The following is an 11,520-nucleotide window of genomic DNA, read 5'->3' as shown; positions in this document are numbered from 1 at the left end:
CAATCTTTCCGGAAAGAACCCTTCCGAAACAGCGTGGGAGACGGCACGTGACTAACGGCCCGCTGTCGTTCGGCCAGGAAAGACTGTGGTTCCTGCAGCGCCTTGATCCGGAGGATCCGTCCTACACCACGCACTACGCCTACCGGGTGCGCGGAGCCCTCGACACCGGACGCCTCCAGGCCGCCTTCACCGAGGTGGCCGCCCGGCACGAGCCGCTGCGCACCCGCTATCCGGAGTCGGCGGACGGACACCCGCAGGCGGTGGTCGAACCCCCGGGACCCGTGCCGATCGAGCGGATCGACGCCGGCGACCTGCCGGCCGCCCTGGCCGTCGTCGCCGAGCGCACCAACACCGCGTTCGACCTGGCCGCCCGGCCGCCGCTGCGGATCACCCTGATCCGCCTCGCCGACGACGACCACGTGCTCTGCGTGGTGCTGCACCACATCAACGCCGACGGCTGGTCGATCAACGTGCTGCGCCGCGAGGTGGCCGCGTTCTACGACGGCCGGACGCTGCCGGAGCCGGCGCTGCGCTACGCCGACCACGTCCGCGCCGAGCGCGCGGAGGAGCCGGACGTCTCCTGGTGGGCCGAGCGGCTCACCGGCGTTCCCCCGCTCGACCTGGCCGCCGACCGGCCGCGCCCGCCGGTCAGGTCGGCCTCGGGCGGCGAGGTCTCCTTCGAGATCCCGCCCGCGCTCGCGGCGGCCGTCAACGGGCTGGCCAGGCGTGCGCGGTGCACCCCGTACATGGTGCTCCTCGCCGCCTACCAGGTGCTGCTGGCCCGCCACAGCGGGCAGGACGACTTCTGCGTCGGCACCCCGGCGGCCGGACGCGGAGGACCGGAGGTGGAGGACCTCATCGGGATGTTCTCCACCACCCTCGCGCTGCGCGCCGACCTGTCCGGCGATCCGGACTTCGCGGAACTGCTCGCCAGGACACGGAGAGGCGTCCTGGCGGCGCTGTCACACCGCGAGGTGCCGTTCGAACGGCTGGTCGGCGCGCTCGGCCTGGACCGCGACCTGAGCAGGACGCCGCTGTTCCAGACCATGTTCGCCTTCCACACCCACGGCGACGAGGACGAGCCGCTGCCCGGCCTGGCCGCAGAGCCGGTCCCGCACGGATGGCACCCCGCCAGGTTCGACCTGTCGCTGGACCTCTATCCGCGCGCCGACGGTGGCGTGGACGGCCGCGCCATCTACGGCACGGACCTGTTCGACCAGGACACCGTGCGCCGGATGACCGCGCGCTACCTGGTGCTGCTGGAAGGCGTCACCGCCGGCCCCGACCGCCCGGTGTCGGCCCTCCCGCTGCTCACCGCCGACGAGCGGGAGCTGCTGCTCGGCCCGTGGAACGACTCGGCGGCCGACCTGCCGGAGGTCACCCTCGCGGACCTGGTGCTGGAGCGCGCGGCGGAGACCCCCGACGCGGTCGCGGTGGTCCACGGCGAGACCACTCTGACCTACGCGGAGCTCACGCGGCGGGCCGCGGGGCTCGCCGTACGGCTGGCCGCCGAGGGCATCGGCCGAGGCGACCTGGTCGCCGTCGCCACCGGGCGCGGCCCCGAGATGCCGCTCGCCCTGCTGGGCGTCGCGATGAGCGGCGCGGCCTACCTGCCCGTCGATCCGGACTACCCGGCGGCCCGCGTGGACTACGTGCTCGCCGACGCCCGGGTCGCCCGGGTCCTCACCGACGAAGACGTGCGCCGCCTCGCGGTGCCCGACCCGGCGGGCCCGCTCGCGTCGGCGCGGCCCGGCGAACCCGCCTACGTGCTCTACACCTCCGGGTCCACCGGCAGGCCCAAGGGCGTCGTGGTGCCGCACCGCGCGCTGACCAACTTCCTGTTCGCGATGCGCTCGCTGCTCGGCGCCACGGCCGATGACACCTGGCTGGCGCTGACCTCGCTGTCCTTCGACATCTCCGCGCTCGAACTGTACCTGCCGCTGATCACCGGCGGCCGGGTCGTGCTGGCGGAGAGCGCCGACGCCCGCGACGGCGAGGCCGTGGCCGCGCTGGTCGCCCGGCACGGGGTCACCCACGTGCAGGCGACCCCCTCCGGCTGGCGCATGATGCCGGGCGTCCGCGTGGACACCGCCCTGACCGGCGGCGAGCCGCTGCCTCCCGCGCTGGCCGCCGAGCTGCGGCCGAGGGCGCGGCGGCTGTTCAACGTGTACGGCCCGACCGAGACCACCATCTGGTCCACCGCCTGGGAGGTGCCCGACCCGCCCGGCGAGGTCGCCATCGGCGGCCCGATCGCCAACACCACCCTGCACGTCGTGGACCGGCACGGCCACCTGACCCCCATCGGGGTCCCCGGCGAGCTGCTGATCGGCGGCGCGGGGCTGGCCGACGGCTACCTGCGCCGCCCGGCGCTCACCGCCGAGCGTTTCGTGCCCGACCCCTACGGGCCTCCGGGGACTCGCCTCTACCGCACCGGCGACCTGGCCCGGCGGCGCGCCGACGGCGTGCTGGAATGCCTCGGCCGTACCGACCACCAGGTCAAGCTGCGCGGGCACCGAATCGAGCCGGGCGAGATCGAGGCGGTGCTGGAGAGCCACCCGGGCGTCGAGCAGGCGGTCGTGACCGTGCGGGACGAAACCCTCGTCGCGTTCGTGGTCGGCTCCGCGCCGATCACCGAACTGCGCGCGCACGCCGCCGCGGCGCTGCCGCCGTACATGGTGCCGGCGGCGTTCGCCGAGCTGGACGCGCTGCCGCTGACCCCGAACGGCAAGGTGGACCGCGCCGCGCTGCCCGGCGACGCCCGGACGGTGCGCGAGGAGGTCGTCTACACCCCGCCGCGCAGCGACGCCGAGGAGCTCGTCGCCGACGTGTACGCCGAGGTGCTGTCCCTGGAGAAGGTGGGCGCGCACGACGACTTCTTCGCACTCGGCGGCCACTCACTGCTGGCCACCCGGGTGATCGCCAGGATCCGCGCGCTCACCGAGGTGGACGTGCCGATCCGCACGATCTTCGCGAGCGGCGCCGTCGCGGACCTGGCGCAGGCCGTGGAGGAGCTGCTGGCCGCGGAGATAGACCTACTGTCCGACGAGGAGGCCGCGCGCCTCGCGAGGGAGCAGGACTGAATTGTCCTATCTGGTAGTGGTCAACGACGCGGAGCAGTACTCGATCTGGCCCGCCGACCGGGAGCCGCCCATGGGCTGGAACCCGGCGGGAGTGGCGGGAAGCAGGCAGGAGTGCCTGGACCACATCGAGCGGACCTGGACCGACATGCGACCGCGCAGGGAGCCATGACGTGAACACAGTGGGGGGTCGGCCGGTGCGGGAGCACCCTGCCGACGGGCGAACCACCACGGAGACCACCTCGGGAAGCGACAGCGAGCGCGTCCGGGAGCGGCTGGCCGAACTGGTGGCCACGGCCACCGACGGCGAGGTCACGGCGGACGAGGCGCTGACGGCGCGAGTGCCGCTGTCCGCGCTCGGCGTCACCTCGCTGGCGCAGATGCGGCTGATCGACGCGATCGAGCGCGAGTTCGGCGTGGACGTGGACTTCTCCGACGAGTCCCTGGCCACCCTGGACGACCTCGGCCTGCTGACCGACTACGTGAACGGGCGGACGTCGTGACGGCCGCGCCCCTCACCTGGGGGCAGCGGGCCATCTGGGACGCGATCCAGGAGACCGCCCCGGACGACCGGTACTTCAACTTCGGCCGGATCCTGACCGTGCCGCGCTCGATCCGCCCGCTGGGCGTCGAGGACGTGCGCCGGGCCCTCACCCTGCTGGTGGCCCGGCACGAGGCGCTGCGCAGCACGATCGGCCCGGGCCCCGTCCAGGTCGTGGGCGAGGGCGGCGAACCGGCGCTCGGCGTCGTGCGCGCCGAGCCGGGCGAGGAGCAGGCCGTCGCCGAGGAGTTGCGGGCGCGGCTGGAGTCGGCGGCCTTCGACTACGCCGCCGAGCCCCCGCTGCGCGCGGGCGCCGTCGTCTGCGACGGCACGGTCGGGCACGTGGTGCTGGTCTTCTGCCACCTGGCCTGCGACGGCCTGGGCGCCGAGATCGTGCTGCGCGACCTGCGGCTGCTGCTGATGCGCGGCGCGGTGCCCGGCCCGCCGCCGACGCAGCCGGGCGACCTGGCGCGCTGGCAGTCCTCGCCGGAGGGACTACGGCTGGCCCGCGCCGCCGACGAGTACTGGGAGCGGGAGCTGACCGACGCCCCGGCGTCGATGTTCCCCGGCCGGGTCGCCGAGGCGGCGGACCCGCCGATCTGGCGGGCGCTGCTCACGTCCCGGGCCGCGGCCATGGCGGCGCAGCGGCTGGCCGTACGGCACGGCGCGACCACCTCGACGGTGCTGCTCGCGGCGAGCGCCGCGATGGTGGGCCGGGCCACGGGCCGCTCCAGGTGCGCGATGCTGCCGATCGTCGGCAACCGCTTCCGCGCCGACACCAGGACCACGGTGACCACGCTGTCCCAGGAGGGGCTGTTCGCCTGCGACGTCACCGCCGAGCGGTTCGACGACCTGCTGCGCGCGGCCAAGCCCGCCGCGCTGCGCGCCTACCGGCACGCCTACCACGACCCGGCGGGCCGGGCCGCGGCGACCGCGCGGGCCAGCGCGGCCAAGGGCGTGCGGGTGCACCCGTACTGCTGTTTCAACGACATGCGCTTCGCCGAGCCCCCGCCGCGTGCGTGGGAGCCCGGGGAGATCAACGACGCGCTCGGCGCGTCCGCGATCACCTGGCCGCTCTCCCAGGACCGGCTGAACTGCCGGTTCTGCGTGCACATCACCGGCGGCCCCGCCGGGCTGGGCGTCTCGGTGACCGCCGACACCCGCTATCTGCCCAGGGCGGAGATGGAGTCGTGGCTGCGCGGGTTCGAGGACCTGCTCGTGGAGGCGGCCATGCGCGCCGCGGTCCAGGGGGTTCACGCCGGATGACGGTGACAGCGTACGCCGGGGCCACTTCCTGCGCCGCCGGCGGGATTCTGCGTTTCCACGTATCCGCGCCGGGCCCGGTCCGGGTGAGCGTCGCGGACGCGACCACCGACCGGCGGCTGCTGTCGGCGCTGGTCGAGGGCCCAGAGTGGGACCTCGCGATCCCCGGGGACTGGGCCAGCTCGCTCTACCGGGCGCGGTTCCTCGCCCCGGACGAGGAGGAGATCGACCTGCCGTGGCCGCGCGAGCAGCGGCTGCCCGGGGCGGACGTCTCCCCGGACAACGAGGTCCACTTCGTGGTGCGCGCGCCGAGCCCCCGCTCGCCGGTGCTGCTGTCGGTGCCGTTCACCACGTGGCAGGCCTACAACCGGGCGGGCGAGCCCGGCCAGAGCATCTACTACAGCGAGGAGCCCACGCGCGCCTCGCACGTGTCCTTCGACCGGCCGGGCGGCGGACCACCGCCCGAGCGGTGGGAGGAGGGCATGATGCGCTGGCTCGGCCCGTCCGGGTACGACGTGGACTACTGCTCCAACCTGGACCTGCACGACGGTCTCGACCTGCTGTCCGGCTACCGGCTGCTGGTCGTCAGCGGCCACGACGAGTACTGGTCGGCCGGGATGCGCGACGCGGCGGAGGAGTTCGTCCGGCGCGGCGGGAACATCGCGTTCTTCTCGGGGAACACCGCCTGGTGGCAGATCCGGCTGGAGGACGACCTGCGCACGATGGTGTGCTACCGCGACCCGGCGACCGACCCCAGCCCCGATCCCCGGCTGGTGACCACCGAGTGGTCCGCCGCGCCGGTCGACCGGCCGGAGAACACGCTCACCGGGGTCAGCTTCCGCCAGGGCGCGGGCGCCTGGGGTCCGGGCATGCCGCTGATCCTGCAGGAGTCGTACACGGTCAGGTTCGCCGGGCACTGGGTGTTCGAGGGCACCGGGCTCACCGACGGCGACAAGTTCGGGCAGGGCACGCTCGGCTACGAGACCGACGCCGCCGAGTACGTGGAGGTCATGGGCGTGCCCCGGGTGACGTCCAGGGACGGCACGCCGTCCTCGTTCGTGGTGCTGGCCACGGCGGACCTGCGGCACTGGAGCGCGTACGGCCAGGGCGGCGCGGCCACCCTTGGCGTGTTCACCAGCGGCTCCGGCACGGTCTTCACCGCGGCCACGGTGAACTGGGGCAATGGCCTCACCGACCCGGTGGTCGACCGGATCACCCGCAACGTGATCGACCGCCTGTCCGCGCCCCGCGCCCCCGCGGCGTGGGAGGTCATCGGCCCGGAGGCCGACATGGTCGCGCTGGCGGGCTACGGCCGGTCGCTGTACGGCGTCGGCGCGGGCGGCGTGCTGCACGTCCGTGAGCTGTGCGGGCAGAACCTGCCGTGGCGGCCGGTCGCCGACGCGGGCGGGGTGCGCTGCCTGGACGTCCCCCGCGAGGCGGGCGGCGACGTGGGCCTCGGCCTGTACGGCGTGACCCCGAGCGGGGTGCTGCGCCACCGGCCGCTGCCCGCCGCGTCCACCGGGTGGACCGACGTCTGCCGCGCGCCCGCCGGGACGGTCGCACTGGCCGCGAGCGACGGGGCCTTCTACGCGGCGACCACGGCGGGCCGCCTGCACCGCCTGGCGTACGCCGACGCGCGCGCGGGCGCCTGGGCGGAGATCGGCTCGTCCGCCGGGGCGGTCGCGCTCAGCGGCATGGTCGGCCGCCTGTACGCCATGGACGCGACCGGTGCGATCCGCACGCGCCTGCCGTCGGCCGCGGACGAGGAGTGGCGGCCGCTGGCCGGCACCGGCCCCGGCGCGCCCGGCATGGCGGGCATCGCGTTCACCGCGCACGCGGGCCGCCTGATCACGGCGGGAGCCACCACTCCCACCCGGTGGCGCACCGTCTGAGCGGCGGCGCAGTCCGGGTGAGCCGTGTGCGGCCCGGTCGTGCGGTGCCGGTTCAGTTGTCCACGGTGCTGGTGAAGACGTCCTCGCGGGCTCGCTGGAGCGCCGCGAGGATGGCTCCCCGCAGGATCGGGTCGCCCTCGACCTGGGTGACCCGCACCCGGGGACGGCTCGGGCAGATCCGCGCGACGGCCTCCTCGACCTTGGCGGCGAGGATGTCACCGCCCGCCCTGCCGACGTCGCCGGACATGACCACCAGGCCGGGATCGAGCACCACGGTCACGGCGGCCACGCCGATCGCCAGGCGTCCGGCGATCTCCTCGATGAAGTCCCCGTCGCCCGCCCGCAGCGCCGCGACGGCCGCGGTGACCTGCTCGCCGATGGAGCCGGGCGGCAGTCCGTTGGCGGCGGCGAGCCCGGCGATGGCCTCGCCGCCCACCAGGCGCTGGAAGGAGCCGGACTGCGGCTCGGTGACGTTGACCGGCAGCGGCTCGCCCGGGACCGGGAGCCAGCCGATCTCGCCCGCGCCGCCGCTGCTGCCCCGGTGTAGCCGTCCGCCGAACATCACCCCGAGGCCCTGCCCGATTCCCGCCCATACCAGGACGAAATCCGCGAGCCCCCGGGCCGCGCCGTGCTCACGCTCGGCGATCACCGCGAGGTTCACGTCGTTCTCGATCACGACCGGGCGCTGCAGGCTCGCGCTCAACGCGGCGAGCACCCCGTCGTGCCAGGACGGCAGGTCGAAGGAGAACCGCACGTCGCCGGTATGGGGATCCACGACACCCCTGGTTCCGATGACGCACGCACGCAATTGGGCCATCGACACCCGCGCGGTCTGGCACACCCGCTGCACCGCGTTGTGCACCACCCGGACCGGGTCGTCGTGGCCGTTCGGATCGACCGCTATCTCCGCGATCAGCTCCCCGGTGATGTCGGCGATGCCCGCCTTGACCTGGTCGGGCAGGACGACCAGGCCCGCGACATAGGCACTGGACGGCACGACCCCGTAGAGCGCCGCGTTCGGGCCGCGTCCGCCGGCCTGTTCCCCAACTGGTGCGACCAAACCTCGGCCTTCCAGGCGCGCGAGGAGCTGTCCCGCCGTAACCTTGGATAGTCCGGTTCGCTCACCCAGTTCCGCCCGGGTGAGCGGGCCGTCGGAGAGCAGGAGCTCAAGCGCCGCGCGGTCGTTCAACTGGCGCAGCAGCCGAGGAGTTCCCGGGCGTCGGGACAAGGATCGGCCCCCCTCTCGTCACGATACGCTAACGAGCGTTTTTTTTAAGAAAGTTTCTTGTTAGTTTAGCGACAGTCACCCCGCAGGCAAGTGATCCCGCCTCGGGATGTCACAGAGCCGACCGTTCGAGGTCGCATTCGACCTGGTGCGGGGTGGCCTGCCAGGGCCCGCACCCCCGAAGCGCGCGACCCCCGACGCGAAGCCGGGAAGGGAGAAAACCCATAGTGAGAATCTCGAAGTTCACACTGGCGACGGCCACCTCGGCGGCGCTGGTCCTCAGTGTCGCCGCTTGTGGTGGCGGGTCTGAGCCGACCGAGCCGCAGGCGAGTGCCTCGGAATCGGCGGCCGGGCCGAAGTTCGCCGGCAAGACTCTCAAGGTGTGGCGTCTCGGCGCCCCCAACGAGGTCTTCGAGAAGTACATGAACGACCTCAACGCCAAGTTCGAGCAGCAGACCGGCGCCAAGGTCGAGCTGACCTGGACGCCGTGGCCGGATGCCCAGAAGAAGTGGACCGCCGCGCTCGCCAGCGGCGAGGGCCCCGACGTCACCGAGTTCGGTAACGACCAGGTCTCCGCCTGGGTGGCCCAGGAGGCCCTGTCCGACATCACCGAGGTCGCCAAGAGCACCCCGGACTTCCAGCAGATCCCGCAGAACCTGTGGGGCTACGAGACGATCGACGGCAAGATCTACGCCGTGCCGTGGGGCGGCGGTACCCGCGCCGTGCTCTACCGCAAGGACTGGTTCGCCGACCTCGGCATCGAGGAGCCCAAGACCTGGGACGACCTCGTCAAGGCGGCCAAGACGGTCGTGGAGAAGAAGGGCTCCGACGTCGACGGCTTCGCGTTCAACGGCGGTTCGGACGCCAACATGTCGCTGTCGCCGTTCGTGTGGTCCGCCGGTGGCGACTTCGCCGCCTTCGAGGGCGGCAAGTGGGTCGGCAAGCTCACCGACCCCGCCTTCAAGGAAGGCTTCGACTTCTACACCAACCTGGTGGCCAAGGAGGGCGTGTCCGGCAAGTCGCGCCTGAACCTGAACTCGGTCGAGATCGCGCAGCGCTTCGCGGCCGGCAAGGTCGGCATGTACGTCACCGGTGGCTGGGACATCGCCACCATCGAGGAGCAGAGCAAGGGCAAGGTCAAGGCCGACCAGATGGGCTTCTTCTCCATCCCGGCCAAGGACGGCGCCGGCCCGGCTCCGGCGTTCCAGGGCGGCAACGACATCGCCGTCTGGAAGGACACCCAGGAGCCCGAGCTCGCCGCCGAGTACGTCAAGCTGGCCGCGGGCAAGGAGTTCGGCGTCCGCTACGCCAAGGAGAACGGCCTCCTCCCGCTGTACCCGGACGCTCTCGCCGAGTACGCCAGCGACCCGGCCCAGAAGGCCTTCGCGGAGACCTTCAAGGTCGCCAAGGGCTTCCCGGCCAGCCCCAACTGGGCTCAGGCCAACGACACCAAGGCCGTGCTGCAGAACGCCGCACGCGCGGTGATCAAGGGTGAGAAGGACGCGACCACCGCCCTGGCCGACGCCAACAAGGAACTCGAAGAGATCCTGAACAAGTCATAACCATGGCGCATTCACGAACCATCGCTCGGGGCGGAGGCGATCCCTCCGCCCCGGCGCGGGGCCCGAGAAGAAGGCCGCCGCGCAGGGCCAGTGGCATGCCGCCGTGGCTGGTCCCCTACGTGCTCCTCGTGCCCGGTCTGCTGATCATCGCGGCACTCCTGCTCTACCCCCTGTATCAGATGGTCGTCATGTCCTTCCAAGAGGTAGGACTTCGACAGATCCGACCGAAGAACCCGATCCCCGCCAAGTACGTGGGATTCGAGCAGTACCAGACGGTCCTCCAGTCCGACCTCTTCTGGAGCTCGCTGCGCAACACCGTGGTCTTCGCGGTGGTCACCGGCGCGCTGACGCTGATCGTCGGCACCCTGGTCGGCATGTTGCTCAACCGGCTCGGCCGCAAGATGTCCACCGTCGTGGTGGTCGGCATCATGGCCGCTTGGGCGGTGCCTCCTACCTCCCAGGCCATCATCTGGAAGTGGCTGTTCGACGCCGACGCAGGCATCATCAACTGGGCGCTGAACCTACTGCCCGACTGGTTCTCCGCACTGCTCTTCGGCCGGTCCGACTGGACCGGCGAACCCTGGCTGAACGAGCCGCTGTCCATCTACCTCGTGCTGATCATCGCGGTGCTGTGGGCGTCGTTCCCGTTCGTCGCCGTCTCCGTGCTGGCGGGGCTGAAGAGCATCCCGTCCGAGCTGTACGAGGCCGCCAAGGTGGACGGCTCCGGCGGCTTCAGGACGTTCAGGAAGATCACCTTCCCGTTGCTCAAGCCGGTCTTCTCGGTGCTCGTGGTGCTCCAGATCATCTGGGACTTCAAGGTCTTCACCCAGCTCTTCCTGCTGGCCGGCGGCACGAACATGCCGCGTGAGGCGTTCAACCTGTCCCTGTGGAGCTACATCGAGGCGTTCAGTCCCCCGCCGGACATGGGACTCGGCGCTGCCATCGCGGTGGTCCTCACCGTGGTGCTGCTCCTGATCACGTTCGTGTACGTCCGGCAGATCGTCAGAGCGGAGGACGTCCGATGACGCCACTCGCCCGCAAACGCCTGGCCAAGTGGGGGATGAACGGCGCCGGGATCGCCGTCTTCCTGTTCGCGGTCTTCCCCGTTTACTGGATGGTCGCGACGGCCTTCAAGCCGAACGACGAGATCTACACGACCGAGTTCGTCCCCATCCCGATGTCCCCGACGCTCGAACACGTCAACCGGGCCTTTACCAAGGGCGTGGCCGGGCACACCATCTGGGAGTACCTGCTCAACAGCGCCATCGTGGCGCTCAGCACCGTCCTGATCGGCGCGGTGTTCGCGCTGCTGGCCGCGACCGCGGTCGCGCGGTTCCGCTTCAGGTTCCGCACGTCCTTCCTGGTCCTCCTGCTCATCGTGCAGATGGTGCCGGCCGAGGCGCTGCTCATCCCGCTGTTCCTGATGGTCCGCCGGCTGGGCATGTACGACCAGCTCATCGGCCTGATCATGATCAATATCGGACTCACCCTGCCGTTCTCGGTATGGATGCTCCGTACCTTCGTCGCCGCGGTCCCCAAGGACCTGGAAGAGGCGGCGTGGATCGACGGGGCCACCCGGTTCACCACGTTCTGGAAGGTCCTGTTCCCGCTCGTCGCGCCCGGCCTGGTCGCGACCAGCATCTTCTCCTTCATCACGGCGTGGAACGAGTTCGTCTTCGCGCTCACCCTGCTCAACGACCCTGCCAAGTACACGATGCCGAGAGCCCTTTCGTTCTTCATCGGGCAGCGTTCCACCGACTGGGGCGGGATCATGGCCGCCTCCACCCTGATGACCATTCCGGTCCTCGTGTTCTTCCTCCTGGTGCAGCGACGCATGGTCTCCGGCCTCGTCGCGGGCGCCGTCAAGGGCTGATCCCGCCCTCCTTTCCCGGTCGCGACGGCTCGCCGCCCACAAGGCGCGGGCCGCCGTTCCGGTCTGCCGTACCGACCGTTACCCATA

The 11,520-nt window shown here is 71.8% G+C and carries 9 protein-coding genes; 8 read left to right on the top strand and 1 reads right to left on the bottom strand.

Translation table 11 applies throughout. The annotated features are described in order from the left end of the window. Positions 1 to 47 precede the first annotated feature (47 nt). The 5 genes from P3X83_RS15650 to P3X83_RS15630 are packed head-to-tail and all read left to right on the top strand — an operon-like array spanning position 48 to position 6,773. Complete coding sequence (locus P3X83_RS15650; RefSeq protein ID WP_277305787.1) at positions 48 to 3,080, top strand: amino acid adenylation domain-containing protein; 3,033 nt, start codon at positions 48 to 50, stop codon at positions 3,078 to 3,080. A 1-nt stretch (position 3,081) separates the two neighbouring features. Then, positions 3,082 to 3,249: an MbtH family protein gene (locus tag P3X83_RS15645; protein ID WP_277305786.1), complete on the top strand. Its 168-nt coding sequence runs from the start codon at positions 3,082 to 3,084 to the stop codon at positions 3,247 to 3,249. A gap of 1 nt (position 3,250) precedes the next feature. Next, positions 3,251 to 3,580, top strand: coding sequence for an acyl carrier protein (locus P3X83_RS15640; RefSeq protein ID WP_277305785.1), 330 nt, complete (start codon positions 3,251 to 3,253; stop codon positions 3,578 to 3,580). After that, positions 3,577 to 4,884 (top strand): condensation domain-containing protein, encoded by a 1,308-nt coding sequence (locus tag P3X83_RS15635; RefSeq protein ID WP_277305784.1) that lies wholly within the window; start codon positions 3,577 to 3,579, stop codon positions 4,882 to 4,884. Before P3X83_RS15640 ends, P3X83_RS15635 begins: the two co-directional genes overlap by 4 nt. Beyond that, a complete protein-coding gene (locus P3X83_RS15630) occupies positions 4,881 to 6,773 on the top strand; it encodes a N,N-dimethylformamidase beta subunit family domain-containing protein (RefSeq protein WP_277305783.1) in 1,893 nt (630 codons plus the stop codon). The genes P3X83_RS15635 and P3X83_RS15630 overlap by 4 nt, the downstream gene beginning before the upstream one ends. 52 nt (positions 6,774 to 6,825) lie before the next feature. Here P3X83_RS15630 and P3X83_RS15625 read toward each other — a convergent pair whose 3' ends face one another. Next, entirely contained in the window at positions 6,826 to 8,001 is a 1,176-nt protein-coding gene (locus P3X83_RS15625; protein WP_277305782.1) for an ROK family transcriptional regulator, read from the bottom strand. Between the two features lie 224 nt (positions 8,002 to 8,225). Between P3X83_RS15625 and P3X83_RS15620 the strand changes: the two genes are divergently transcribed. The 3 genes from P3X83_RS15620 to P3X83_RS15610 all read left to right on the top strand — a co-directional run bounded on the left by P3X83_RS15620 (position 8,226) and on the right by P3X83_RS15610 (position 11,433). Then, positions 8,226 to 9,560 carry an extracellular solute-binding protein gene (locus P3X83_RS15620; RefSeq protein ID WP_277305781.1) on the top strand — a complete coding sequence of 445 codons (1,335 nt, stop codon included), beginning with the start codon at positions 8,226 to 8,228 and terminating at the stop codon, positions 9,558 to 9,560. 95 nt (positions 9,561 to 9,655) lie between these two features. Further along, positions 9,656 to 10,585 carry a sugar ABC transporter permease gene (locus P3X83_RS15615; RefSeq protein ID WP_277305780.1) on the top strand — a complete coding sequence of 310 codons (930 nt, stop codon included), beginning with the start codon at positions 9,656 to 9,658 and terminating at the stop codon, positions 10,583 to 10,585. After that, positions 10,582 to 11,433 carry a carbohydrate ABC transporter permease gene (locus P3X83_RS15610; protein ID WP_277305779.1) on the top strand — a complete coding sequence of 284 codons (852 nt, stop codon included), beginning with the start codon at positions 10,582 to 10,584 and terminating at the stop codon, positions 11,431 to 11,433. Before P3X83_RS15615 ends, P3X83_RS15610 begins: the two co-directional genes overlap by 4 nt. Positions 11,434 to 11,520 lie beyond the last annotated feature (87 nt).

Source organism: Spongiactinospora sp. TRM90649 (assembly GCF_029382225.1).
Taxonomy (GTDB): Bacteria; Actinomycetota; Actinomycetes; order Streptosporangiales; family Streptosporangiaceae; genus Spongiactinospora.
This window is presented reverse-complemented; position numbering and strand designations above follow the sequence as displayed.